At 60.0% G+C, this 26,118-nt stretch carries 22 protein-coding genes and 1 pseudogene; 6 read left to right on the top strand and 17 right to left on the bottom strand.

The features are described from left to right. Positions 1-111 precede the first annotated feature (111 nt). From ACQ7C1_RS04995 to ACQ7C1_RS04980, 4 genes are all read left to right on the top strand, one after another. Positions 112-1,026, top strand: coding sequence for a c-type cytochrome (locus tag ACQ7C1_RS04995; RefSeq protein ID WP_430957534.1), 915 nt, complete (start codon positions 112-114; stop codon positions 1,024-1,026). A gap of 148 nt (positions 1,027-1,174) precedes the next feature. Then, on the top strand, positions 1,175-2,347 hold the full coding sequence (locus ACQ7C1_RS04990; protein WP_430957533.1) for a helix-turn-helix domain-containing protein: 1,173 nt from the start codon (positions 1,175-1,177) through the stop codon (positions 2,345-2,347). A gap of 294 nt (positions 2,348-2,641) precedes the next feature. Beyond that, positions 2,642-3,664 carry a chemotaxis protein CheB gene (locus ACQ7C1_RS04985; protein ID WP_430957609.1) on the top strand — a complete coding sequence of 341 codons (1,023 nt, stop codon included), beginning with the start codon at positions 2,642-2,644 and terminating at the stop codon, positions 3,662-3,664. Positions 3,665-3,729: 65 nt separating this feature from the next. Further along, positions 3,730-7,701, top strand: a complete 3,972-nt coding sequence (locus ACQ7C1_RS04980; RefSeq protein WP_430957532.1) for a CheR family methyltransferase — start codon at positions 3,730-3,732, stop codon at positions 7,699-7,701. Positions 7,702-7,900: 199 nt separating this feature from the next. Here ACQ7C1_RS04980 and ACQ7C1_RS04975 read toward each other — a convergent pair whose 3' ends face one another. The 17 genes and pseudogenes from ACQ7C1_RS04975 to ACQ7C1_RS04895 all read right to left on the bottom strand — a co-directional run bounded on the left by ACQ7C1_RS04975 (position 7,901) and on the right by ACQ7C1_RS04895 (position 24,081). Continuing rightward, positions 7,901-8,152, bottom strand: a complete 252-nt coding sequence (locus ACQ7C1_RS04975; protein ID WP_430957531.1) for a hypothetical protein — start codon at positions 8,150-8,152, stop codon at positions 7,901-7,903. Positions 8,153-8,355: 203 nt separating this feature from the next. Then, positions 8,356-8,778: a c-type cytochrome gene (locus ACQ7C1_RS04970; RefSeq protein WP_430957530.1), complete on the bottom strand. Its 423-nt coding sequence runs from the start codon at positions 8,776-8,778 to the stop codon at positions 8,356-8,358. Continuing rightward, the gene (locus tag ACQ7C1_RS04965; protein ID WP_430957529.1) at positions 8,753-9,646 is read right to left on the bottom strand and encodes a cytochrome c oxidase assembly protein; all 894 of its coding nucleotides are present in this window, start codon (positions 9,644-9,646) and stop codon (positions 8,753-8,755) included. The genes ACQ7C1_RS04970 and ACQ7C1_RS04965 overlap by 26 nt, the downstream gene beginning before the upstream one ends. Further along, positions 9,643-10,245 (bottom strand): cytochrome c oxidase subunit 3, encoded by a 603-nt coding sequence (locus tag ACQ7C1_RS04960; RefSeq protein ID WP_097599697.1) that lies wholly within the window; start codon positions 10,243-10,245, stop codon positions 9,643-9,645. Before ACQ7C1_RS04960 ends, ACQ7C1_RS04965 begins: the two co-directional genes overlap by 4 nt. After that, positions 10,242-12,155: a cytochrome c oxidase subunit I gene (gene ctaD / locus ACQ7C1_RS04955; protein WP_221114000.1), complete on the bottom strand. Its 1,914-nt coding sequence runs from the start codon at positions 12,153-12,155 to the stop codon at positions 10,242-10,244. The genes ACQ7C1_RS04960 and ctaD overlap by 4 nt, the downstream gene beginning before the upstream one ends. Further along, positions 12,152-13,135, bottom strand: a complete 984-nt coding sequence (coxB, locus tag ACQ7C1_RS04950; protein WP_430957528.1) for a cytochrome c oxidase subunit II — start codon at positions 13,133-13,135, stop codon at positions 12,152-12,154. The genes ctaD and coxB overlap by 4 nt, the downstream gene beginning before the upstream one ends. Continuing rightward, positions 13,132-13,881: a c-type cytochrome gene (locus ACQ7C1_RS04945; RefSeq protein WP_430957527.1), complete on the bottom strand. Its 750-nt coding sequence runs from the start codon at positions 13,879-13,881 to the stop codon at positions 13,132-13,134. The genes coxB and ACQ7C1_RS04945 overlap by 4 nt, the downstream gene beginning before the upstream one ends. Before the next feature lie 14 nt (positions 13,882-13,895). After that, on the bottom strand, positions 13,896-16,298 hold the full coding sequence (locus ACQ7C1_RS04940) for an FdhF/YdeP family oxidoreductase (RefSeq protein ID WP_183704248.1): 2,403 nt from the start codon (positions 16,296-16,298) through the stop codon (positions 13,896-13,898). 159 nt (positions 16,299-16,457) lie between these two features. Next, positions 16,458-16,709 carry a hypothetical protein gene (locus tag ACQ7C1_RS04935; protein WP_221157404.1) on the bottom strand — a complete coding sequence of 84 codons (252 nt, stop codon included), beginning with the start codon at positions 16,707-16,709 and terminating at the stop codon, positions 16,458-16,460. A 590-nt stretch (positions 16,710-17,299) separates the two neighbouring features. Next, positions 17,300-20,320 (bottom strand): D-2-hydroxyglutarate dehydrogenase YdiJ, encoded by a 3,021-nt coding sequence (gene ydiJ / locus ACQ7C1_RS04930; protein ID WP_430957526.1) that lies wholly within the window; start codon positions 20,318-20,320, stop codon positions 17,300-17,302. 67 nt (positions 20,321-20,387) lie between these two features. Beyond that, complete coding sequence (locus tag ACQ7C1_RS04925; RefSeq protein ID WP_430957525.1) at positions 20,388-21,008, bottom strand: thiamine phosphate synthase; 621 nt, start codon at positions 21,006-21,008, stop codon at positions 20,388-20,390. Between the two features lie 91 nt (positions 21,009-21,099). Further along, positions 21,100-21,352: pseudogene (locus tag ACQ7C1_RS04920) on the bottom strand (GSU2403 family nucleotidyltransferase fold protein); the annotation flags it as partial. Between the two features lie 30 nt (positions 21,353-21,382). Further along, positions 21,383-21,670 (bottom strand): hypothetical protein, encoded by a 288-nt coding sequence (locus tag ACQ7C1_RS04915; RefSeq protein ID WP_430957608.1) that lies wholly within the window; start codon positions 21,668-21,670, stop codon positions 21,383-21,385. Between the two features lie 62 nt (positions 21,671-21,732). Continuing rightward, on the bottom strand, positions 21,733-22,797 hold the full coding sequence (locus tag ACQ7C1_RS04910; RefSeq protein WP_183706733.1) for a fatty acid desaturase: 1,065 nt from the start codon (positions 22,795-22,797) through the stop codon (positions 21,733-21,735). 65 nt (positions 22,798-22,862) lie between these two features. After that, positions 22,863-23,234, bottom strand: a complete 372-nt coding sequence (locus ACQ7C1_RS04905; RefSeq protein ID WP_430957524.1) for a DUF6481 family protein — start codon at positions 23,232-23,234, stop codon at positions 22,863-22,865. A gap of 168 nt (positions 23,235-23,402) precedes the next feature. Then, entirely contained in the window at positions 23,403-23,612 is a 210-nt protein-coding gene (locus ACQ7C1_RS04900) for a cold-shock protein (RefSeq protein WP_430957523.1), read from the bottom strand. Positions 23,613-23,838: 226 nt separating this feature from the next. Beyond that, the gene (locus ACQ7C1_RS04895) at positions 23,839-24,081 is read right to left on the bottom strand and encodes a hypothetical protein (RefSeq protein ID WP_097599675.1); all 243 of its coding nucleotides are present in this window, start codon (positions 24,079-24,081) and stop codon (positions 23,839-23,841) included. Between the two features lie 45 nt (positions 24,082-24,126). Here ACQ7C1_RS04895 and ACQ7C1_RS04890 point away from each other — a divergent pair, with 45 nt between their 5' ends. Together ACQ7C1_RS04890 and ACQ7C1_RS04885 are read left to right on the top strand one after the other, a co-directional pair. Continuing rightward, positions 24,127-24,507, top strand: a complete 381-nt coding sequence (locus ACQ7C1_RS04890) for a hypothetical protein (RefSeq protein WP_183706731.1) — start codon at positions 24,127-24,129, stop codon at positions 24,505-24,507. A 488-nt stretch (positions 24,508-24,995) separates the two neighbouring features. Further along, the gene (locus ACQ7C1_RS04885; RefSeq protein ID WP_221114870.1) at positions 24,996-25,769 is read left to right on the top strand and encodes a hypothetical protein; all 774 of its coding nucleotides are present in this window, start codon (positions 24,996-24,998) and stop codon (positions 25,767-25,769) included. Positions 25,770-26,118 lie beyond the last annotated feature (349 nt).

Raw genomic sequence — 26,118 nt, 5'->3', positions numbered from 1 at the left:
CAGAGCGATTGAGCTTTCCATGAAAACGCGAAACCGCTCTGAGTTGTCGTTCGCAACTCCGGACGGAAAACTGTTTCACGGTTTTCCCGGGATTGCTCTAGCGGGTCCAGGATGGTGAAAGGTGCCCGATTGTTTTCGACCGCTGTCGCCGCGGTCCTCCTTGTCTGCCTCGCAACCTGGCTGCTGACGAGGCCGCATCCACGCTTCGCTGCCGGCGATCCCACGCTGACGCCGGGGGACGTCGAGCGCGGCAGAGTGGTCTTTGCTGCAGGCGGCTGCTCCTCCTGTCATGCTTCCCCCGGTCAGCCGGACCGCTTAAGGCTCGGAGGAGATCTTGCGCTGGCCTCGCCCTATGGGACCTTCAGAGTTCCCAATATCTCGCCCGACCCGGTTGCCGGTATCGGATCGTGGTCGGTTGCCGACCTTGCCAATGCGCTGATTTCAGGGGTCTCTCCCTCAGGGCAGCATTATTACCCGGTATTCCCCTATCCCAGCTACACGGGGATGACTCTCGGCGACGTCAGAGATCTCTACGCCTTTCTGCACTCGCTTTCGCCCGTGCCGGAGCGCCCGCAGCCACACGATATTTCCCCCTTGTTTCGCATTCGGCGGTTTGTCGGCTTCTGGAAACTCCTGTTCTTCCGCGAAGGCAGATCGGCAGCAACGCCGAGCGGCGATCCCGTGCATGATCGCGGTGCCTATCTCGTGGAGATCCTCGGTCATTGCGCCGAGTGCCACTCGTCCCGCAACATTTTCGGCGCCGTAAAACCCAAGACGCGGTTCGCCGGCGGAGTGAGTTCTGAAGGTGTCGGTTTGAACCCTAACATCACGCCGACAGGTATCGGCTCGTGGTCGGAGCAGGATGTCGCCGAAATGCTTCACAGCGGCAGGACGCCGGGTCACGGCTATGTCGGCTGGTCCATGGCGGATGTGGTCGAGAATACGGCGGAGCTCCCGGAGGCCGACCGGATGGCTATCGCCCGATACCTGAAGTCGCTGCCGCCGCGCCCGACGCCCCATCCTTGATGCGTATCGCCGATCGAGCGATATTGAAGAAGGCGAGAACGGGGGTGATTAAGCTATTATTGATGCAACGTCATCAGGTTGGGCGACGGAACAGTGCAATGGCGGCAACGTTTTGAGTGAACAGGTATAATGTGAGAGGCAGATCGTCATGAATACGGCTTTTGACGAACTCGCGCAAAAGGCTGTCTTGGTCGTTGAGGACGATTACGCTCTCGCCAGCCAACTCGCATCGAAGCTGACCGCAACTGGAATCAAGATAGTCGGGCCTGCACCGAGCGTCGAACGAGCGTTGCAATATATTGCAGATTCCCAAATTGAAGTGGCCATTTTGGACATCAATCTCGGTGGAACGATGGTGTTCCCTGTCGCCGATGCGCTGGCTAAGCGCAATATCCCGTTCTTCTTCGCAACCGGCTACAGCCGTGATGTCGTGCCTCCCCGCTTTGCGGATCGGATTTTCGTCGAAAAACCGCTGGACACGAGCGCGATTTATACTGCCCTTTCCGAGTGCCGAGGTTCGACGGCGAAGTCATCAGGCGGTCAGAAGAATCTCGTTCTTTCCGCTCTTTCTCCGCGAGAAAGTGATCTTATCCGGCCGCTTCTCAAGCAGGTTCAGCTGATTCAAGGCGAGGTTCTTGAAAAGCAGTTTGGAGAGATCACGACGGTTTCCTTCATTGAAAGCGGGACGGTCTCGCTGATCGCCTCGTCCCTGGATGGCTCACAGGTAGAGGTTGGCCTTATCGGGCGTGAAGGGGTAACCGGCACGGGGCTGTTGGAGGGCGATTGGCGCACTCCCTACAATCTTGTGGTGCAGACCGAAGGAACCGCGCAGCGCACCGACATCGACAGCTTCCTTCGTCTGACGCAGAGGGCACCGCAGTTGCGATCGCTTTCATCAACGTTTTCAAGGACGCTCGCAATTCAATTGGGTTATACGGCCCTCGCCAACAGCCGATATTCCATCGAACAGAGACTGGCCCGTTTGCTGCTTATGCTCGATGATCGATCGGAAAGCCAGGTGCTGCTTCTGACCCACGAGCACATGTCTTCCATGCTCGGCGTCCGGCGTTCCGGAGTTACGGGCGTGCTTCCTATTCTAGAGGGCGAAAAACTCATCAGGTCGGTACGAGGAAAGGTAATCGTCGTCGATCGCGAGGGCCTCATTCTCAAGGCCAGTGGCTCTTATGGCATTCCGGAGGCGGAATACGAGCGGTTGATGGGGTTTTCGTTGCGGGGCAGCGAGAATGTTAGAAGGGCGAATAACCAATCACGTCCTTACTTCTACAGCCCCCAAATGCCGGGCAGAGATAGCCGCTCATAAATCTCAGTGGCGAAAATTGCTGAATTTCGTCACAGACGAGGATCCCATCGAAGGGGCAACTTTTGCATGCCGCAATCCTTCGACCCCCACCCGCGTTTTTGGGACGCGCAAAGACTTTTGTAACAGTTTGAAGCGAGGCCGTGCTCGTTGGAAAGGCGCACTTGGCTCGCCGGCATCCTTTGTCGCAATCCGTCGCTTCGAGCCGGTACCCCCGTCGGAATGATTCCGTTTGCGCTCACGCACAAGGGAACCATATGGAGCATCGGCTGTTGGGATGACATGAAAGGCGAGATGATGTCTTCCAACGCCACCAAGGATATTATTGCCATCGGAGGGTCGGCGGGGAGCAGAGCTGTCCTCAAGACCCTTTTTGCCGATTTGCCCGCCGATCTTCCGGCAAGCATTTTCGTCAGCACTCATATTCCTGCAAACTCTCCCAGCCTGCTGCCAGCGATTCTTGCCGACAGTTCCAGCCTGCCCGTGAGGCAGGCGGTCGACGGGCAGCCGATCGAGCGAGGCCACATCTATGTGGCTGCACCCGACCGTCACCTTCTCCTCATGGGTGAAACGATCAAGTTGGGAGCGGGTCCTCGCGAGAACATGGTCCGTCCGTCGATCGACCCGATGTTTCGATCTGCCGCCTTGTCGTTCGGTCCACGGGCAGTAGGGATCGTCCTGACGGGGATGCTCAATGACGGAGCGGCGGGGCTGCATGCGATCAAGTCCCATGGCGGGACGACCGTGGTGCAACATCCACTTGATGCCGAGGCGGATCAAATGCCCTTAGCGGCGCTGGAAGCAGTGGAGATCGATCATGTGGCCTCGGCAGCCGAACTCGGTGGGCTTCTTGTCAAAATCGCCGGAAGCGAGGCAGGGCCGGTTCCTGATGTGCCCTCCGACGATCTGCGGCTGGAGGTCGAAATTGCGGCTGGCGACCGGCTTGGCAGTGCGGCACTTGGCAAGATTGCGTCTCCCAGCGTCCTGACTTGCCCCGATTGCCATGGCGTGCTTTCCGAGGTTCGCGGTTCGCGGCCGTTGCGATTTCGGTGCCAGATCGGCCACGCCTATACCGCCGACGTCCTTGCCGGGCACACTGACGAGCTTGATGAGGCGATCAGAATCGCCATGCGCATCATGGAGGAGCGGCTGACGCTCGTGGAGCGGATGGCACGCGACGCTCGCGCCACTGGCCGCAAGGCCGTTGCCGAACTCTACGAGGCAAGGGCGGCGGAGTATCGGCAATATTCCGCGACCCTGCGTGACGCCGCTCTAAGTTCACTGCGCCACGGTCGCGCGTCGCCGTTCCAGGACATCTGATAAAGTTGTATCTTTCTGCCGTGCGGAAGGTTTAGAATCGTCCGCGGCAGAGGCATGAATCGACGATGGCGTACGACGAACGGGAAGACATGGAGCAACAGGCAGGCGCGGCTGAGCGGGATCAGCACGAACAGCCTCTCGTGATCGTCGGCATAGCGGTGTGCGCTCGCTCACTTCATTCGCTCGAGCAGATATTCTCCGACATCGGCGTCGACCTCGGCGCATCCTATCTCGTGGCGGTACGCCAGGAGGAGGGGCTCACCGCAGCTGCCGTCCTTGAAATTCTGGGACAGCAACAACGACTGGCGGTGACGGTCGCGATGGACGGAGAGCGGATCCTTCCGAACCATATCTACGTCGGCGGCTCCGACGATATGATGACCGTCGAGGACGGTCATATCCGCATTAGGCCTGCCTCGGAACCCGTCGGCCATCGTGGCACGGTCGACACGATGTTGATCTCGCTGGCAGAACATGCCCATGAGCGCGCGATCGCTGTGGTTCTGGCGGGTCTCGACAATGACGGCATTGCCGGGGTGGCGGCAACCAAGAAATTCGGCGGTCTGTCGATCACGGAGATAGACGACGGCGACGCTCAATCTGCTGAGGAGGGAGGGGCGTTGGCAATCGCTGACTTGCGACTGCCGGCGAAGGGCATCGCAGCCCACATCGCGCTTTATGCCGGCAATGTCCTCGAGGAGGAAGACGCGGGCCTGGATGAGGAGCCTCCGAGCGCTATCGAGGCACAGATCACGCAGATTGCCACGGTTCTTCGTAATGTCACCAGCCATGACTTCCACGGATACAAGCGCGGCACCTTCACGCGGCGCGTTCAGCGCCGTATGCAGGTGCTGCAAATCGGCGATATCGATACCTACATCGAGCGGCTGCGCGCCAGCCGCGACGAAGTTCAAAACCTCTTTCAGGACCTGCTGATCGGCGTTACCCAGTTTTTCAGAGATCCCGCCGAATTCGAAGCGCTGGAGCGTGAAATTCCTAGGCTGTTCGAGGGCAAGGAACCTGGTGATCAGCTGCGCGTCTGGGTGCTGGGCTGCGCGACCGGGGAGGAAGCCTATTCGATCGCGATGCTGCTGCGCGAGCATATGGCGACAATGGATTACCCTCCCGACGTGCAGATCTTCGCGACAGATCTCGATGCACGCGCGCTGGGGATTGCGCGTGCCGGACGTTATTCCGCAGCGATAACCTCCCAGCTCCAGCCGGACCGGCTTGCCCGATGGTTCGTGCGTGAGGGTGACACCTATTGCGTCGTCAAGGAACTGCGGGAAATGTGCATCTTCTCCCCGCACAACATCGTCAAGGATGCGCCATTCTCTCGAATCGACATCCTCTCCTGCAGGAACCTGCTGATCTATCTCGACAGCGAGCTGCAGAACCGGGTCATCCCGATCTTTCACTTCGCCCTCAGGCCGAGTGGTATCCTCTTTCTGGGTTCTTCGGAAAACGTTACCCGCCACACCAAGCTTTTCGCGCCTGTGGACCGAAGGAACCGGCTGTTTCGGAGGGTGGAGACGGCAACGCGGATCATTCCGGACTTCCCGCTCACCCCACGCCCTCGAAGCCCCGACCATGCGCTTTCGGCGCCGGCGCCGATGCTGCAGACCGGCCGGCTGTCGGCCACGATCAGCCGCCAGGCAGAGGTCGTCGCAGAGCGATTCGCACCGGCCTATGTCGTCGTCGATTCACATTATGACGTGCTGCACTTTTCGGGACGCACGGGCCGCTACCTCGAACCGGCTTCGGGGACTGCGACCCTCAATCTCCTGAGCCTTGCCCACCGAGATCTGCGGCTCGACATGCGATCGGCCTTGCAGCGTGCCACGACCGAGGCGGTCAAGGTCGAAGTTCCAAGGGTCCTGCTGCGCCAGGATGATCGCACCTACGCCGTCAACATCATTGTCGAACCCCTCGGAAGCGGCGATGTCACCTCGCTGATCGTGCTTTTTCAGGATGCCGGGCAGGTAGCCGAAGGGACGGCTCCTGACGGAGGAAGGCTGACGAACGAAGAGCATGTCCAGCGTCTGGAGACCGATCTGCGCGTCACCCGTGACCGTCTTCAGGCAACGATCGAGGAGCTCGAATCGACCAATGAGGAGCTCAAATCTTCCAACGAAGAATATCAGTCGATCAATGAAGAACTGCAGTCAGCCAACGAGGAGATGGAAACCTCTAAGGAAGAATTGCAGTCGGTGAACGAGGAGCTGCAGACCGTCAATGGTGAGCTTGCCCATCGCGTTACCGAACTCGATCGCACGAATTCCGATCTGAAGAACCTTCTCGAAGCGACGCAGATCGCCACCGTGTTCCTCGACAACGATCTGCGCGTCAGGAGCTTCACGCCGGCGGCGACGGAAATATTCCATCTGCTTGAAACCGATGTCGGGCGGCCTTTGGACCACGTCGTCTCGCGCGTCGCATATCCGGAGCTCCTGGACGATGTTCGTCTCGTTCTTAGAACGCTGGTGCCTGTCGACCGAAAGGTCAGCGACCCGACGAACAACCGGCATTACGCCGCGCGCGTCCTGCCTTATCGTAGTGTCGACAACTATATCAGCGGAGCTGTTGTTACGTTTACCGATTTGACCGCCACTTACGAGGCGGAGGTGGCGCTTCGACGGAGCGAGGAGCGCCTGCAGCGCGTCCTGGAGACGGACGCGGTCGGCGTGATTTTTCTTCATCGGGATGGCGTCATATTCGACGCCAACGAGGTTTTCCTGAAGATGTCCGGCTACAGCCGCTCGCAGATGGAACGCGGCGAGCTGCACTGGCGTCGGCTGACTCCGGAGGAGCATCTCGCCGAGACCGAAGCCCAGATGGAGGCTCTGAAGGAGACCGGCAAGATCGGGCCGTATGAAAAGGAGTTTTTCCTCGCCGACGGCACGCGCCGCTGGATGTTGTTCGCCGGGCGTGATCTTGGCGATGGTACGATCGCCGAGTTCTGCATCGACATCTCGGCGCGAAAACAGGCGCAAGCAGCTGTGCGGCAGGGCGAAGAGCAGTTCCGCCTGTTCGGCGAAGCCTCTTCCGACGTTTTGTGGATCCGAGACGCGGAGACGCTGCAATGGGTCTATCTGACGCCGGCTTTCGAGACCATCTACGGTGTCGACCGGGAGCAGGCCATGACCGGCAACAATTTCCGCAGCTGGGCCGAACTGATCATTCCCGAAGATCGCGAACAGGCGCTTTCCGAAATCCGCCGAGTGCGAGAGGGGGAACGCGTGGAATTCGAGTACCGCATCAGGCGGGCATCGGACCATGAAATTCGCTGGTTGCGCAACGCCGATTTCCCACTTTTCGGAGAGGAGGGGAACGTCAAACAGATCGGCGGTATCGGCCGCGACATCACCGACGAAAAAGCCTCTGCCGACCGCATGAAGGTACTCGTCGCAGAGCTTCAGCACCGCACGCGCAACCTCATGGCCGTTGTCCGCTCGATGGCTGATAAGACCATGCGAAACAGCGTTGATCTTGCCGATTTCAACGAAAAATTTTGCAGCCGTCTGGATGTGCTGGCGCGTGTGCAAAGCCTACTCTCGCGGCTGCAGGAGGGTGAGCGCATCACGTTCGATCAGCTTGTCCGCTCCGAACTGGCGGCTCACGGCGCACTGGACGGCCAGATGGACCGGATCACCCTGGATGGCGCGGAAGGCGTCAGGCTTCGCTCGACCAGCGTCCAGACTATGGCTTTGGCAATGCATGAGTTGGCCACCAATGCCGTCAAATATGGGGCGCTTAGCCAGCCTCGAGCGCAACTGTCGATCATGTGGCGCGTGGAACAAGACGGTGAAGGTGGCAAGCCGTGGCTGCATGTGGACTGGCGGGAGAACGGGGTGACGATGCCGCCCGAAGATTCCAGACCGCAAGGGGGCGGCCAAGGCCGTGAACTGATCGAGCGCGCGCTGCCCTACCAGCTCGATGCAAAAACCTCCTACACATTTGGAGAGGATGGAATCAGTTGCTCGATCGCAATTCCCATTTCCGTCAGCAATCTGCTCGAGGACGAGGCGAACGGCTGAAGGATAAGGCGTCGATGCTTAGTCGTGCGAGAGGACAGATTTTGGCTGATGGAGGAGTTCTCTCCGGGAGAGCTGAGACAAAGCCCCTGAACCGTGTCAAGCTATAGGCTGATGGCCGTGCGTCTACCGCAGCTGTTTTCGGGGTCAGCGGGCATAGCTAAAAGAACAGCGTAAAACTCTCGCCCGTCACGGGGCCGAACTATCTTCGGATCTGCCGGCCTGTTTGCTTCTCGTCACATTCTAGCAACTCTGCCTTAAGCCTCTCAAGGTGCGCCACATGCATGTCCTGCGACTCCTCAAAATTGGTCAAAAGCCGAATTGCTTCCGTCACGTCGGCGCCGCGGTGGATCAGCTCAGCAACGATCTCGCGCTGCCGAGCGACGTGCAGTCCTCCCAGGGCGACATGTTCTCGCGCCTGTTCCAAATGCTTCTTCACAATCGCGCGGTCCACGTCGACCTCCTTCTAAAGCGCGTCGCGCAGATTGATTCATGCCACGCGCTTTAGTTTTTGTTTTGATGCATGTCATGACTTCAGACTTCCGGACGGCACGCACCTAAAGGTGATCATGCGCTTATTATCAACGTTTGGATACTGGCGCCGTTGCTATGGTCCGAGTAACTGTTGAAGGCGGTCTGAACGGACACCCGTTTTTCTTAGCGAGCATAGAGATAGGCTGCGACATCGCGGGCCTCCTGTTCGGATATTCCGGTGGCCGGCATCGCCGTTCTTGGCGAATGGGCCTGCGGCGCGACAATCCAGCCGATGAGGTTGTCGGAGGAATTGTTGAGCACGCCGGCAATGTAGACCCGCTCGCGCAGACCGGAGAGATCGCCGCCGACCTTGCCGTCGGCGCCCTCGATGCCTGGAATGGTGTGACATCCGGCGCAGCCATATCGGCGAAAAATCGCCGGCGCCCGCGCCGGGTCTCCTTTTGTCATGGCGACGGCAACAGCTTGCCTTTCGGATCGCTGCCGGTAGATGTCGGTCAAGGTCAATGCCGCCGTCAGGCTCACCAAGCAGGCGGCAATCAGCAAAGCGGGGCGAAGGGAATTATGGGGCGACGATACGTGTTCCATCTGCGCCTCCCTTTCCGGAATCCCTGATCCACAAAGCCGTCAGCGCCAGCGCAATCGCGGCATAGATGACGCCGGCGGGAACCCACATTACCAGGCCTGCCATCTGCTGGTCTTCGAGCGGCGACAGCCCCCAAGCCCCAGACGATCGGGTCTGCACGGCGTAGAGCACGTTCGGTGACAGGGCGAGGAGGGCCCCGAGAATGCTCATATGGAGCATGGTCAGGAAGAGATGCCAGACCGCCAGCCCCCTGTTCGTCTTCCAGATGACGGACCACCAGAACAGGACGGCACTTAAGAAAAAGGAAAGATGCTGCAGACGATGGAGCGGCGTGCTTTCGATCGCGGCGTCGAACAGAACAGGCGCGTGCCATGCCCAGATTGCCGCCCCGTGCAGCAGCGTCGCGACAGTGCCGTTGCTCAGCAACGTCCAGCTCCTGCGGACGATGCTCGAGGCGAGCATCTGTCCTGCCCGGCGCCTGACGATCCTAGGCAACCCCCAGAGCAACACCGCCGACGGGCGTGCCGATACGATGAGCGGCGCGGCAACCGCCATGACCAGCTCATGTTCGATCATATGGACGGTGAAAAGCTGCTCTCCCAGCCAATGCAGGGGAGAGACAAGCGCTCCGGCAAGCACCAGCCAGCCCGCCCAATAGGCCAAAAGCCGCTGCGCGACGACGCGGCGGCCCGTGGATGATCGCGACATCAAGCAAACGCTTCCGCTTGCAGAGAGGGCTGCGCAGACTGCGAGCGGCGCGATTATCCAGGGATCGGCCGTCCATGGGAAGGAACTCGAATGGGCATGGCCGTCATGTGCCAATCCCGGTGTCGCCATAAGAAAAAAAGCGATTGTGGTTGCTGTTCTCATAGCCGCGGCACCCAATAGATGCATCCGTAGAGAGGAAGCCAGGCGAGGACGACAAAGTTCCAGTAGAGCGCGTTGTCTTCGACATCGCCGTAGCGCCGCGCATTGTCGCCATGCTTCGAAAACATCAGGCAGGCGAGAACGACGGTATCGACGAGGTCGGTGATGATGTGGGTTGCGTGCAGGCCGAGCATGGTCCAGACGATCGATCCATAGGCATCATCGTCCCAGCCGATGTGAAGGGCAGGGAATTCGTAGGCGCGGGGTATGAGGGGTGCCGCTCCGAGAAGCGCCATGACGATCAGTCCCGCGCGCACCTTGGGGAGATCCCTGTGCTTTGCCCACCGCGCGACGAGCATATTCGGCACGATGCTGACGAGAAGCAGCAGGGTGAGAATTGTGCCGGGAAGAAGATCCGGGGCAGGGGCTTCGATCGGCCAACGCGGCGCCAGGCTCATGAGATAGAAGTAGACGACAATCGCCAAGGCGAATCCCATGCCTTCGATCAGCATGAAGGCACTGGTGCCCCAGAACGTCAGGCTCGCACTGCCCAGGCCGTGCAGGGGAAGCTTCGACAGATCGGTGACCACGCGCTCCTTCATGACTCGTCCTCCGGCGTTTGCTTGGGCCAGAACCATCCCGTCAGAGTGATTGCCACCGGCACGGCTCCCCAGACGACGGCCCACGGGCTGAAGATCGAGCCGATCAGCATAATGCTCGTGGCAATGGCGGCCAGAAATGGCCAGATGGAATCGGCTGGCGAGGACTCCCGCGCTTCCGGCTCGCCTGATGTGACGCTGCTGACGATCAGTTCCCGCCGATCGATCCGAAGTCCGGTCGCCACCGGCAACGTCTCGCCGGATGTCCAGAGCGGTTCGCGCGATTCGACTACGGGAATATGCCGAAAATTGTAGGGGGGAGGGGGCGAAGCTACGGCCCATTCCAATGTCGAGGCGTTCCAGGGATTGGGGCCGGCCGGCCGGCCGTGGCGGAAACTGCGCAGGGCATCGATGAAGAAGACGAGGAAGCCGGCGGCCAGGATGAAGGCGCTGAGGCTGACGAACAGGTTCAGGCCAGCCCAGGGCAGCTCGGGCGGATAGGTGTAGACCCGCCTCGGCATGCCTTGGAGGCCCAGGATGTGCATGGGGAAGAAAGTCAGGTGGAAGCCGGTGAAGATCAGGCCGAAGGCCCAACGGCCGAGCCTTTCGCTCATCATCCGGCCGGTCATCTTCGGGAACCAGTAATAGATCGCGCCGATCAGCGGGAAGACGGAGCCGCCGATCAGCACATAATGGAAATGGGCGACGACAAAATAGGTGTCGTGGACCTGGGTATCGAGCGGCACCGACGCCACCATGACGCCGGTCAGGCCGCCGATGACGAAGGTGATGAGAAAGCCGATGATGAAAAGCAGCGGTGTCTTGAACACCGGACGGCCATCCCACAGCGTTGCCAGCCAGCAAAAGATCTGGGTTCCGGCGGGAATGGCGATTGCCATGCTCGAGGCGGTGAAAAAGCTGCTCCCCAGCCGCGGCAGGCCGGCCACGAACATGTGGTGCACCCACAGGCCGAAGGAGAGAATTCCGGTGGCGATCATTGCCAGCACCAGCGGCATATAGCCGAAGACAGGACGCCGCGTGAAGGTGGAGATCATGGCGGAGACGATGCCGACTGCCGGAAGAAAGATGATGTAGACCTCGGGATGACCGAAGAACCAGAACAGGTGCTGCCAGAGAAGCACATCGCCCCCTTCCGCGGGATTATAGAACTGGGTGCCGACCAGCCGGTCGAGAATGAGCGACGAACTGGCGAACATGATTGCCGGCATGGCCAGGATGACGAGAAAGGCGGTGACCAGCATCGACCAGACGAAGACGGGGATTCGATCAAGCGACATGCCGGGTGCCCGCAGCTTGAAAACGGTCACGACTATTTCGACGGCAACGGCGAGGGCGGAGACCTCGGTGAAGGTGATCATCTGTGCCCAGAGGTCTGCCCGTTTCCCAGCGCCATATTGCGGGCCGGCCAGAGGCACGTAGGAGAACCAGCCGACATCGGGGGCAGTATCGAGGGCGAGGGAGATCCACAGCAGCAGCCCTCCGGCGAGATAGATCCAGTAGGAGAAGGCGTTCAGCCTGGGAAAGGCGATGTTGCGGGTTCCGACCATCAGAGGAACGAGATAGACCGCCATCGCCTCCATGACCGGCACCGCAAACAGGAACATCATGTTGGTCCCGTGCACGGTGAAGATCTGATTGTACCGGTCCGCGCTGATGAAGCGGGCCTCGGGGAAAGCAAGCTGGAGGCGCATCGCCAGTGCAAGCACGCCGCCGAGGATGAGAAAGACAAAGGCTGTCGCGATATAGCGTCTGCCGATGATCTTGTGATCGACCGTGGAGAGCGCTGCTAATAATCCAGGCGGCGTCGACCATGTGCGCCTGAGGAAGGCTTCCGCCTCGGGACAGCCGGCAGCCAGGTCGGCGGGGGAAGGGGTTCTGCCGCCGACCGTCATCGCAGACCACTCATATAGGCGCTCACCTGTCGCAGCTCTTCGCCGGTGAGGGGGACCAACGGCATGTTGTTGCCCGGCTTCAGCGTTTGCGGGTCGGCAATCCATGCCGCAACCGATCCTCGGGTATTCTCCAACAGCCCCGCCGCAATCATGCTGCGGCTGCCGACATGGGTGAGGTCAGGCCCGGAGGTGCCCGATGCCTCGGTGCCGCGGATGGTGTGGCAGGCGGCGCAAGGCTTGCTCATGAACACGAGCTTTCCCGTAGCGGCGTCACCGTCGGCCGGCGCGGCTGCCGTCTTTCTCTGCAGCTCCAGCCATCTGGCATAGTCCTCGGGCTCCTCGGCGATCACCAACAGCGCCATGTGGCTGTGCTGCAGGCCGCAGAATTCGGCGCATTGGCCGCGATAGATGCCGGCTTTGCTGGCATGCAGCGTCAGCCGGTTGTCGCGGCCGGGGACCAGATCCTGCTTTCCCGTCAGGTTCGGCACCCAGAAGGAATGAATGACATCAGTCGAGTCCAGGCGCAGCCGGACATCGGTTCCCACGGGGATATGCAGCTCGTTGGCGGTCTGGAACGTCCTGGCGGGATCCGCATGGAGATAGGTGAACTGCCACCACCACTGCTGCCCGCGAACGGCGATGGTCGGCGAATTGTCCCGGCCGCGGTCGACGCCATTGGTTGCGTAGAAGCTGGTGATCGTCAGGAAGCTTACGACCAGGACGGTCATAACGATTGCGCCGGCAACGACCCTTGCCATGGAACGCTCGGCTTGCGGTTCGCCGGGGATCTGGTTTTTCCTGCGAACCAGCGCCCATACCACGCCGCTCATGACAAGCACGAAGACGACGCCGCAGACGGCGACAAACAGCAATATCAGGCTTCTTAGTTCCGAAGCGGCGGGTCCGTCCGCATTCAGTGCCGATTGCGTGCCCGCAGCGCAGCCGGACAGAAACAGGGTGCATGCCGGGGCGGTCTTCAAGGCCGGACACCTCGATCGGAGCGGACGCCCACCGGCCCTTCCTCGAAAAGAGTTGCGGCCGGCGCACGGTTCTCGGCCGGTCTTGTATGCTTGTCGTCGTTGCGGCTTGGCGCGGTATAGAGGGCCGAATAGGCGCCGATCGTCCTGACATAGCCGGCGAGCTGCCAGATCTCGTCGCTCGTCATTTTGTTCGCGAAGGCAGGCATGCCGTGAGGCCGTCCGTCGCGAATGGATGCCACGACCGATACCATTTCCGAGCCATAAAACCACCAGCCGTCAAGAAACGAAGGGCCGGTCCCGCCTCGTCCGTCTCCATGGCAAGTAGGGCAGCCGAACCAGGAATAAAGGCGCTTGCCCTGGCTCAGATCATAGGCGGTGCTCTCATAGGGCTTACCAAGCGCGAAATAGACGTCGGGTGGTGTGCCGCCGATCCTGTCCGGCATCAGCCGGAACTCATCGAGAGACGATGTGACCGGTGGATCGGCACGATATTGCCTTGGATGTCTTGCCCAGCCGATCGTGGCTCCGATCACGAACATACAGAGCAGCACTATCGAGACCAACCAGGTGCCGTCCTTCTTGACGGCGCTATCGGCAAGCAAAGGGAAGCGAGTGGGACCGGACGTCTCGGCGGGATGGGCGCGACGCAAGCGCGGTTGGCTTGCCCAGGCGATGGCGGCCCAGACGGCTGCCATCGTGAGAAGCGATACTGCCGCCGACCAGGGGACCTGCTTGCTTTCGCGCATTGCCGGGACCCGGGTCAGGACCGCGACGACAGGGCCGAGAGACTGAGCCGCACCGGCAACATCTTGTAAGACGGGGTCTTGGCCTTGGCGTCGTGATGCGCCAGCGGAAAGAGCGGGTTCGCCTCAGGGTAATAAGCCGCACAGCACCCGGCCGGAATTGCGTGCCGAGCAACCTTGAAGCCGGTGACGCGGCGCGTTGTGGCGACATCGATGGCGGTCGTCAGATCGACGAAATCGCCTTCCTTGAAGCCCAGTCTGCCAATATCCTCTTCGTTCATGAATACCACCTTTCGCGATCCCTTCACGCCGCGATAGCGATCGCCGTAACCGTAGATGGTCGTGTTGAACTGGTCGTTGGAGCGTAACGTGGCGAGGTTGAGAACCTCTGTGGCGCCCGGACCGATGTCAAGTTCGGGGAAGAGCCGCGGCGGCGTGATGAAATTGGCTTTCTGGTTGGGCGTCGTCCATTTGCGTTCCCTGGCCGGCACGGGTCTCGGAATGCCGCCAGGTTGAAACATGCGTTTGTTGAAATCCCTGAACGTCTCGGGATAGGTCGCTTCGATCGCATCGCGGATCTTCGAATAATCGCCGACCCATTCGTCCCACGGGACTCGACCCTTCGCCAGCGTCGCCTTGGCGATGCCGGCGATGATGGCGGGCTCCGACAGAAGCTCCTCGCTTGCGGGCTTCGCCTTGCCGCGCGAGCCATGGAAATGCGCCACGGAACTTTCTATGGAGACGGCTTGCGGACCGCTCGCTTGTTCATCGACTTCGATACGGCCGAGACAGGGAAGGAGATAGGCGATTTCGCCATGGATGACGTGGCTGCGATTGAGCTTCGTCGCGATCTGTACGGTCAGGCGGAGTTTGCGCCAGGCCTCCTCCATCGCTTCCGTTTCCGGGACGGCGCGCAGGAAGTTGCCGCCGAGGCTGACGAAGGCTTTGGCCTCGCCCTCCATGATCGCCTTGCAGGTGTCGACGGTTGAGCGTCCTTCCCATTGTGGCGGTTCGAACTGGTAGAGTTGCGCCAGTTTGTCGAGCGGCACGAGGTCCGGCTTTTCCGTTATCCCGACCGTGCGCTGGCCCTGCACGTTCGAGTGGCCGCGCACGGCGCAGATATTGGCGCCCGGCTTGCCGATATTGCCGCGCAGCAGCGCGAGATTGGCGACCATATGAACGTTCTGGACACCCATCACATGCTGCGTCAGACCCATGCCATAGACCATCAGCACCGCCTCCGAATGGGCATAGGTGCGGGCTGCCTGGATCATCTGCTCGCGGGTCAAGCCGGAAACACGTTCCAGTTCGGCCCAGTCATATCGGCGGGCGGCTTCGGCAAACTCCTCGAAACCCGATGTATGCGTGTTGATGAAATCGTGGTCGAGAACATGCTTTTTATCGGCCGCCGCAATGGAAGCGGCGAACGCCACCGACGCGGCATTATCCGGTTTATGGGGCACGGCATCGGAGCCGGAAACCTTGCTCATCCCCATTTCCTTCATTGCATCGTCGGCTTCGATCAAGGCTTTGCAGACGCCGAAGAGGGCCGCAATGTCGCCTCCGTTCTTCACCTGATAATATTCCGACGAAATCGGCGTCGACCGGCCGGTCAGCATCTGGCTCGGCATTTGCGGGTTGGTGAAACGTTCGAGGCCCGGTTCGCGCAACAGATTGAAGGTGACGATTTTCACGCCCCGGTCGACGGCATCCTGCAAGTCATGCAGCATCCGCGGGGAAGAGGTGGCGACGTTCTGCGCCATGTAGAAAATGCAATCGCAGTTCTGGAAATCGGACAGGATTGCCGTGCCGACGGAGGCTCCGATGCTTTCCGGCAGGCCGACCGAGGAGCTTTCGTGACACATGTTGGAAGAATCGGGCAGGTTATTGCTGCCGAAGATGCGGGCAAAAAGCTGATACATGTAAGAGGTTTCGAGGGAGGCGCGCCCGGACGTATAGAAATCAACCTCACGCGGAGGAATTGACCGCAGCTCCCCGCCGATTTCTGCGAATGCATCGTTCCAGTCCACCGGCTCGTATTTGTCGGTCGAGCGGTTCCACCGCATCGGATGGGTCAGGCGACCTTGTTCTTCGAGATCGTGATCGCTCCATTGCTCCAGCTCATGCAATGTATGGGCGGCGAAGAAGGCGCGGTCGGCGCGGCGGGAAGTGACCTCCCAGGCGGTCGCCTTTGCGCCGTTTTCGCAAAATTCCATCGCATGCGGTTTTGCAGGCTTGGCCCAGGCGCAACTGACACACATGTAGCCGTCTGGTTTGTTGTGATGGGAAAGCAGTGACGGCCCCGATCGGGGGACGTGTTCGCGGAGAAGAATTTCTCCAAGCGATCGCGCCGCCGCCCATCCGCCAGCCGCATGCGTGCTCTCGCCGATAGTTGGCGGATGTTTCGATCGCGCTGACATTTTTGCCTCCCGATATTGTCGAAGGAGAATCCCCGACAGATATTTTGCGATCCAAACTCTTCGAGAAACAAACTGTTCCAGCCGAGTCGGCAAAGTGACGAGCGGCGCTGTCGACAGCCGATGACGGGAGACGATTGGCAATAGCCGCGTCGCATATGCTCAGAGCGGCGTCGGGGCGTCGGCCTCCACCTCGGCATAGAGCTGACCGCACATCGTCAGCGATCGCCGCATCGCAGCCACGCGATCTTCGGCGTCTTTGGATGAATAGGCCCAGATGTCGGTCGCCCAGCTCTTGCCATCCATTTCGTACTGCAGGGCAAATTTATAGAGCCGTCGCTCATCTGCATCGGTGCTGACGAAAGCGCGATCGGGATCATCGCGGCGCTGGCGCGGAAAACTTACAACATTCACAACCTGCTCCTCGGGTTCACCTCGTCGCCAGGGCTCGAAAGGCCGCTTTTCCTTGGACTAACCTGATTGCCCGGATTCCGTTCCCTGCGCACCTCGTCAGAGCAGGCCCATGGCGGTCTGGCCCTGATATGACGACTCCGAACGCTCATGGTCTCGGCCAGGCTGGAGGTCATCGTCCTTGCTCCTGACGTTGGCATTGACCAGAACATCGAGAGGCGAGCCTGTCGCATCTCTAAATGGCTGAAGACGCGCCCAAAGTGACATTTCTACTTTGCGCAACAGCGGACATTTCAACCTGGCCGCCACAGGCGAATCTGGCATAAGCTGAATTATGGAACTTGATTCATGTGGTGAGCTGTTCAACATTGCCATGCGTCGTGCTCGGCCTGGTGTCGAGCATCTGACGGCCCGCGCAGATCCTCGGCACAAATCCTGGGATGAGGCGCGGGTTTTGCAGTGGTTTGTCAGCAGGCCGGCACTGGCGTGCGGGCTCTTTCCCTGCGAGACGCCGCAGCTTCGTTTCGGATAGCCGCGAAACCGACCGCGATCCTACTCCACGGTCTCGCTGCTTGCCTGCGGCACCCGGGTTTTCAACCTAACAGATCCCGGATGACTTCCAGAGGATGGGGGATCGTCCTGCGGTCTATTTCCTTGACCTGCGACCGGCAGGAATAGCCGCTCGCCATGACCACGGTCCCTTCCTCGCCGGCGGTGATCTGTGCCCAGCTCATCGTATAGAGCTTTTCGGAAATCTCTCTGTTGCGGACTTCGTGGCCGAACGTTCCCGCCATTCCGCAGCAGCCGGCATCGGCCACCTGCAGCTCGATGCCGAGGCTGCGGAAGACTGCTTTCCATTGCGCGACCGCCGAGGGCATGTTGGTGCGTTCGGTGCAGTGCGGCAGAAGCCGGACCGTCGCCCCGGCCTGCCGCCGGATCGCCTCCGCCAGGTTCCTGCCGTTTGCGGCGAGCCATTCCTGCGGTAGCAGCACGGATGCGTGGGATGGCCCTTTCGGCAGGGTCTTGTACTCGCTGCGATAAGCAAGGGTCATGGACGGGTCCAGCCCGACAAGCGGCACGCCGGTTTTCGCCAAACGATCCAGAGAGCGCGAGGTCGCGACGGCCGCCTTTTCGAAGCGGTCGAGATAACCGTGCACATGCAGCGCCTTTCCGTTGGTGAGCGGCGGCGCGATCAACGGCTCAAGGCCGAGCTTGCGGGCGACCTCGACGGCGGCGACGACCACTTTGGGGTCGAAATGCGCGGTGAAGGCATCGGGAACGAAGACGACGGTGCGAGCGCGCGCCTCGGAAGACATCGCCACAATCTGCTCCGCGTCGGCGACGGGGACGCCGAGGCCGGCCAGCGATGCCGGCGGCATCTTCGGCAGCGCGGTCAGGCCGACAAGCTTCATCGCCGCGCGGCCGGCAGCCGTTCCGGAAAGGAGATTGTAGAGAGGACGAATCCGCGCCATCAGCGGCAACGTCGTCTCGATGCCGGCCACAAGCGGATCTTTCAGCGGCCTGAGGTAGCGGCCGTAATAGAGGTTCAGGAACTTCGACCGGAACGCCGGGACGCTGACCTTGACGGGACATTGACCGGCGCAGGCCTTGCAGGCAAGGCAGGTATCCAAGGCGGCCCGCACTTCGTGCGAAAAATCGGAGCGGTTGGCCGGGTTCAGCGAATTGAACGCCCGTCTGATGAACCCGATCGCCTTGTTGGAATTGCGGAGCCGAACCGCTTCTTTACGGGGATCGATGCCCTGCTCGACGAGGAGCCGCAGCCATTCCCGCATCAAGGCGGCGCGTCCTTTCGGCGAGTAGAGCCGGTTGCGGGTTGCCTTGTAGGACGGGCACATCGGGCTGGTCTCGTCGAAATCGAAACAGGCGCCGTTTCCGTTGCAATAGGCCGCATTGTCGAAGGCTGCGCGGATCTCGTTGCCAATGATGCGGTCGACGCTTCCACGCAAGGGAACCTCGTCGATCTTCATCAGTGCGCCATCGCCGGGTGTGGCGATCTTGCCCGGATTGAGGCGGTTCTCCGGATCGAACGCCTTTTTGATCTGCTGAAGGCTAGGATAGAGATCCTCGAAGAATTCCGGCACATATTCTGACCGCACACCCTTGCCGTGCTCTCCCCAGAGAACGCCGCCATGCTTGCGGGTAAGCGCCACCACCGCGTCGGTGATTTCCCGGATGAGCGGGACATGGTCGTCCCGCGTCAGGTCGAGGGCCGGCCGCACGTGAAGCACGCCCGCATCCACATGCCCGAACATGCCATAGGAGACGCCCGCGGCATCGAGGAGCGCGCGGAATTCGCGGATATAGGCGGCGAGATTGTCGGGAGGGACGGCAGTATCCTCGACGAAAGCCACCGGGCGCACCGGGCCTTCGACACTGCCGAGAAGGCCGACTGCGCGCTTGCGCATGGCCCATATCGCCTCGACGTCCGCTTTCTCCCGGGCGATCGTAAGGCCGATGTTGCGGACGACATCGGCGCCGGCCAGTGCCGACGTCACCGCCATGAGCTTCTGTTCCAACTCCATCGGTTCGTCGGCCGACACCTCAGCGATATTGATGCCGTTGGCCGCGCCGCGCGGATCGTCCGGAAAAAACCGGGCGATGCCGCTCCACACGATGTCGTCCTTGGCAAGGCCAAGCACCTTCTCGTCGATCGTCTCCACTGAGGCGACATTCAGCGCGGTCAGCGACCTTGCGTCTTCGAGGGCTGTGTTGAAGTCGTCATAGCGGATATTGACCAGCGCCGCATATTTCGGGATCGGCAACAGATTGAGCTCGATCTCGGCGATCATCGCCAGCGTGCCTTCCGAGCCGCACATAATCGCATTGAGATCGAAGCGTCCGTCCTCGCGGCGGATATGCGCGAGGTCATAACCCGTCATGTAGCGGTTCAGGCGCGGAAAAATTTCCTCGATGCGCTCGCGCTTATCGCGCGCAATGCCGTCGATCGTCCGATGGATCTCCCCGACGCGGTCGCCGCGTGACTTGATTTCGGCGAGAGACACGTCGTCGAGAGGACGCGACCACCACTCCGTTGCGTCGGTCAGGACGATCCTGAGGCCGAGCACATGGTTGCTCGTTTTGCCGTAGAGACAGGAGCCCTGGCCGCAGGCATCGGTCGAGACCATGCCGCCGATCGTCGCCCGATTGGAGGTCGAAAGTTCCGGTGCGAAGAACAGGCCATGATCCTCAAGGACGCGATTGAGCTGGTCCTTGACGACGCCGGCTTCGACGCGAGCGACACGCCGCACCGGATCGATCTCCAGGATCCGGTTCATATGCCGTGAGCAGTCGACGACGAGGCCGTCCGTCAGCGATTGGCCATTGGTGCCGGTGCCGCCGCCGCGCGCGACGACGCGCAGACCGCGGAACGGGTCTTCGGAGAGGACCCGCATCACGGTCTTCATGTCCTCGATATCCTTGGGAAAGAGGATCCCCGCCGGCTCTACCTGATAGATCGAGTTGTCCGTCGAAAGAACGGTGCGCGAGGCGGCGCTGGTTTCGATATCACCCGCAAAGCCCGCCTCGAGCAGCCGCTCGAAGACGCCGGCTCCGGGAAGAAGTGACGATTCTCTAGTCTTGATACGAGGGATCATTTTTTATCGCTGCCGAAACGCCAGAGCAGCATTAAAGGTTTCCGCGCTGTCGGCAAGATCAACCCTTTCATACCTCTTTCGCGCGCCGCCATGGCGCGGTCGCGGCCAGCCACTGTCGCGTGCGGGCCTCGGGATCCGCGTTGCGGGTGATATCGGTGACCACGGCAGCACTATCGGCGCCGTTTTCCAATACCAGCGGCGCGCGTTCGGCGGTGATCCCGCCGATGGCGACGAGCGGTATCGCGCCGACACGCCGGCGCCAGTCCGCAACACGTTCAATGCCTTGCGGCGCCCATTTCATCTGTTTGAGAATCGTCGGCCAGACCGGTCCGAGCGCAACGTAATCCGGCTCTGCCGCCAGCGCCGTCTCCAGCTCCGCTATGTCGTGGGTGGATAGGCCGAGCTTCAGGCCGGCGCGACGAATGGCATTCCTGTCGGCGGCCATCAGGTCCTCCTGGCCGAGATGAACGAAATCGCATCCTTCATCGATCGCAAGTTTCCAGTAGTCGTTGACGACCAATTGGCAAGCCGCTGCCGCGCAGGCAGCCTTCGATCGCCGGATCTGCTCGCGAAGCACGGAGTCGGGGCAATCCTTGATGCGCAGCTGGACGAGTTTGACGCCGAGTGGCACGAGACGCTCGATCCATTCGGCGCTGTCGACGATCAGATAGAAGGGGTCGAGCTTCACGAGAACACTGCCTTGCCGATAACGGGAGTGGATGGGACGGCGATATCGCGTGGCTCCAGCGGTACGGCCCCAGCATTCGTACCCGGGCTCAAATATTTTGTTGCCACGCAAGCCCGCGCTCCGATGCGTCGTTGTAGACGAGCGCCAAGTCGGCAGATCGCCTTGTCTGCTGCAGGGCTTCAAAGAGCAGCGCAGGTTGACCAACGTCCTTCTCGCGCTCGCCACCCCTGCCCGTCAGTGTGTCGGCGGCTGGCGACTATGAGCTTACGGACCGCATGCCGGAGTGGATCAGGGACGACGACTGGGACACCGCTCCGGTGGAGCAGCATTGTCCTGACGGTTTCTGCTGTCGCGGGCGCTGCAACTGACCGGATTTATTTATTCTTCAGCAGCCACATCTTTCCGGCCATCGTGATGCCGTGCGGCGAGATGGCTGGGTCGGCGTCGGGATCGAGGGTCTTGAGAAGACCGCTGATTCTCAATTCGCCTACCGTCGCCGTTGTTGCGAACTTGATTGCGATCGGCCGCTCCTGAAAGCGATCGGCTTTGGCGAAGGTAATCGTCGCATTGAGATGCGTCCACTTCTTGCTCTCCTGAAGGTACAGGTCCCCATCCCTTGCAAGTTTCAAGCCTCTGATCTGGGGAGGCGTCAAAGTGACCATCAAAGCGGCCGTATTGGGACTTGTTTTGGCGGTCGTACTCATCTTGGATCCTAACATGCTATTCAAACGATCCGCATAAAGCGGTCAGATATCGATGGGCCGAGGCTCTCGGCCTCTCGGAAGGAGATGAGCCTGCCGCTCTGTTCATCCCACAAAGCAAGCCGGACACATTCGAGGCTTTGCCGAAGGGTGACGCGGCCAATAGCCACTAACTCGGGGTGATTGCGCAGGACTTCCGGAAGCCGGTAATACGGAATGCGGCTTGAAAGGTGGTGGATGTGGTGGATACCGATATTCCCGGTCAGCCATCGAAGCACGAGCGGAAGATCATAATGTGACGCGCCGTGAAGAGCGGCCCGCGGAAATTTCCATTCTCCGGTCTTCGACCAGTGCGTTTCCTCGAACTGATGTTGGACATAAAATAGCCAGACGCCGGCTGCCCCTGCCAGCAAAACGATCGGCAGATGCACCAGCAGGAGGGGGATAGGCCCAATCGTCCACATTAACAGGCCAACTACGATCGCGATCGCTACATTCGTGGCCATCGTGGAAACCCAAGGCAAGGCTCCCGCCCGCATCATCTCGATCGGCAGGCGTTGCTTGAAGATAAAGAGCCAGGCGGGTCCAATGCCGAACATGACGATCGGATGCCTGTAAAGTCGGTAGGCGAGTCGCCCGGTTCGAGAACGGGCGCGATATTCCTCGAGCGTCAAGGTCGTGATGTCGCCGATGCCACGTTTATCAAGATTGCCCGCAGATGCATGATGTTCCGCATGTGTTTGCCGCCAATAATCGTACGGCGTTAGGGTCAAAACGCCGAGTGCCCGTCCTGTCCACGTATCCAGCTTTCGCCGGGCGAAGAATGAACCGTGCCCGCAATCGTGCTGGATCATGAATAACCGGAGCAGGAAGGCGGCGGCTGGCAGGATCAGTATGTAGCCGGGCCAAAAGTCTTGCAGCAAAGAGGCATATGCGCCGACCCATAGCAGCGCGAAGGGGACAGCTGTCACAGACAACTCGAACGCGCTGCGCCAAAAGCTCGGTTGCCGGTATTTCGCGAGGATCTTCAGCCACGCACCGGCGGAGTCTTCAAACGGCTCGTGCAACTGGCCGGCTTGGCTTCTCATAGGTTTTCTGATTCCGTTGGGACGACGATGCAAATTGGCAGGAGCCACGGTCGGATGTTCATCCGTCAAGCGCGACGAGCCTTACGTGCGGCATAGCGCCGGTCGCGCTCGGCCTTGCGTGCCGCTTCATCGGCGACGACACGTGCGATTCGGTTATTGGCTTCCAACTGGCGAGCCTCCGCCTCTGCTCTTTGATGAGCCTGGGCAACATCGGCTAATGCGGCAGCTTCCTGAAGGAGGCGGTCATTTTCCGCCGCCTTCATCGCATCGCGCTCGGCGCGACGAGCAGTCCTGGCCGAAGCAATTGCCGCCAACCGTTCTTGCATTACAGGGTCGGTCGGCTTCGGAGCCGACTGAAATTTTGCAATCAGCTGACGTCTGGCGCTTTCGGCGGACTTACGACGTTCTGAAAAGGGGTTGTCGCCTGAGTGTTTCAATCGATGTCCTTGCCCAACAGGATAGTCCAGGCCGCTACGCTTCAAGACATAGGAGCGGTCGGGCGCTGTTCACTTCTTGAATGAAAAAGGCCAGACATCTGCCTGGCCTTCAACTGCCCTTGCCAGCCACGCCAGTACATCCGTGGTCGCAGCGGCTATAAGAGCCTTTTAGGCCGCTTGGAGCTGGCCTGCAGACATTTTGCCGGACTTGCGGTCATGCTCCAATTGAAAGCCGACCTTCTGGCCTTCAGCGATTGAACTCATTCCCGCGCGTTCAACGGCAGAGATGTGAACGAAGACGTCAGCGCTCCCGTCGTCAGGCTGTATGAAGCCAAAGCCTTTGGTGGCGTTGAACCATTTTACTGTGCCAGTGGTCATGATAAACCCTTTCATCGGCATACATTTAATCGCCCGCCGAGCGGCGCGCGGCGGTGTTTCGACTTTTGAAGGGAGAGTTGATCAAGAGGCGCAGAGCGCAGCCAAACAAATATCGGCAAACAAAGTATCGATGTCTGCAGGGATAGACTGGAGATCCTTCCCCGTCAACCTCTTGTTTTCACCTTCTCGCACTTTCCACTTCTGCGAGCAATCCCGTGTGATGCGTTTAAGGTCGGCGCGTCAGCGGATAAGCGTCGGCTTCATAGAGTTTGCGCATCTGCAAACCATCGAAGCGCGCCTCCTCGACTTCGAGCACGGATCCACGGAGGAGAGAAGCCGGCATGTCCTCGATCGCAAAGCGAAGAGCTTCGGCGACGGAATCGAACCTCTTGTAGACGAGGCTGCCTCTTCTGTTGATTGTCTTGCACGGGTAAAGCCCCGCGCCAGCATTATAATCGAAAACGGTCATAACTTAATCCTTGCGGCGTGAGCGATCGTCGAGGACAGTCGATCTTTGCCGTTCCATCTTGCGGTATCAACGGAAAAAAGAAGCCAGTCCAACCGTTCCGCCAGTCCGTTTTTCGAGACGCTGCTGCATCTCGGCAAGCTTCGTCGCGCGCCTCCGGAGAGCTTGCCTGCTGAGGAAATCCTGCAGCTTTGCTGCATCCGATCCTTGTTCTGGCTTGGAGCGCTTGAACATGCTTTCGGCGGCATGGCGGGTGGTGTTGGTCATTATGGCATCCTCAGTGTGGCTGCGGGACGAATACATCCGGAACAAACCGCTCCAGCCAGTATGGCGGAGTTCGCAACGTTCGCAAAATCAGGGTTTGCCAAGCAACCGACGCAGCCGGGAGGATCAGGTAGCCGAAAGGCTGAAAACGTGCCCTCTATGTAAGGTTTCAATCAGCCTCATTCAAGGCACCACATGAATAGCGAAAGCTTGCTTGCCAAAGGCGGAAATGAAGTCCAGGGTGCGATGTCGGCTGCAACTGGTCAGGGCGCTGCCGCCTGAGGGACAAGAGCGCGCCCTAGCCCCGACAAGAGGAGGACGCGATGACGTCCCGATCCTCGCATGCCTGCTTCCTGCTCTACTTCCAGAAAATGCTCCTGAACGCCAACGGCGAAAGCAAGCGCAAACCAGGCAATCGGAAAGCGCATAGGACCTTTCCCATGGTCCGCAACAGAGGACAGCTTCATGGCTCGTCACCTGTCGGTCGCGGGATGTGGGCCGGCGCGCCCATTTTTCCTGAGAAAGCTCCCGAGAAAAAGCCAAGGCTCTGGTAGCGTCGCACGGTATCTGTCCTTCCCTCTTTACTGCCCTTCAGCGTTATATCTTGGAATTAGGACCAGGAGATCGCAGATGCAGGCCTTTGGAGACAACTTATGCGCCAATCATATTACAGGGCGCTGGCCCTGATGATGACCATCCCCCTGCATTCTGCATCGGGACTCAGCTCCTCGGCGCTCGGCCAGACCTCAAGGTCGGTGCCTGAAAATGCCCAGGCAAGCCGCTATGGCCTCGGCTGGGAATGCAATCGTGGTTTTCGAAGGCAGGATGACGCCTGCTTTAAGGTGAAGCTTCCCGACAACGCGTTTCTGACGAACTCCTCCTTTGGCAAGGGCTGGGATTGCCATTACGGCTTTCTGGAGAAGGGGAACCAGTGCCTCACCGTCCAAATTCCGGACAATGCATATCTCGACCCATATTTCGGCGATCGCTGGAGATGCCTGCGTGGATACCGTCAAACCAAAGTGGGTTGCGACCCTATTAAAGTCCCGGAGAAAGCATTCCTGTCCGATAATACCACAGGATCCGGCTGGGAATGCGAAAGAGGTTATCGCGCGCTACAACAAGCATGTCTCAAGCTCGAACTCCCCGCCCACTCATATCTGACATCCGCCGGAAATGAGTGGAGGTGTGATAGAGGCTTTGAAAACAAGGATCAGACGTGTGTCGCTGTCGAGGTTCCGGAGAATGCCATCTTCGTCGACGCGCCCCACGGACTGAAATGGAAGTGCGACCGCGGCTTCGAGCCGAGGGGCAATCAATGCCTGCAGCTCAAGCTTCCCGAAAACGCACATCTTAACTCGACGGGCAACGGATGGGACTGTAATCGTCCGTACCAGCTTCGCGGTGGTGCCTGCATGATCGAATGACAATCAGCTGAAGTCTACCTCGGTGCCTCCCTCGCCGTCTAAATAGCTGATGATTTTTCACTCTGCTTGTTTTTTCTATCGGAAAGCAAACGGCTGGGCGCCTAAGACGGAAACTCCAGAAGAGCGACGAGATTACTGTCAGCGCGTAAATGAAAACTTCCAATTCCGACACTATATCGTCATCATAACAGCGGGTATCACGATGAACCGTCTGCAGGAGTTTTCGATCAGACCAAATGGGGATCGATGGTGCGAAACGCGGACGCCGTAGAAAGGTTTCATAACCTGCCCCCGTTCGGCCCGAACGCGATGCTCTCGTCGCAGCCCTCCTCAAGCGCAGACGACAGAT

Origin of the sequence: Rhizobium sp. Nf11,1, assembly GCF_050587665.1 — a bacterium.
Lineage (GTDB): Bacteria > Pseudomonadota > Alphaproteobacteria > Rhizobiales > Rhizobiaceae > Rhizobium.
Note: the sequence above shows the minus strand (reverse complement) of the source record. Positions and strands in the feature narration are given on the sequence as shown.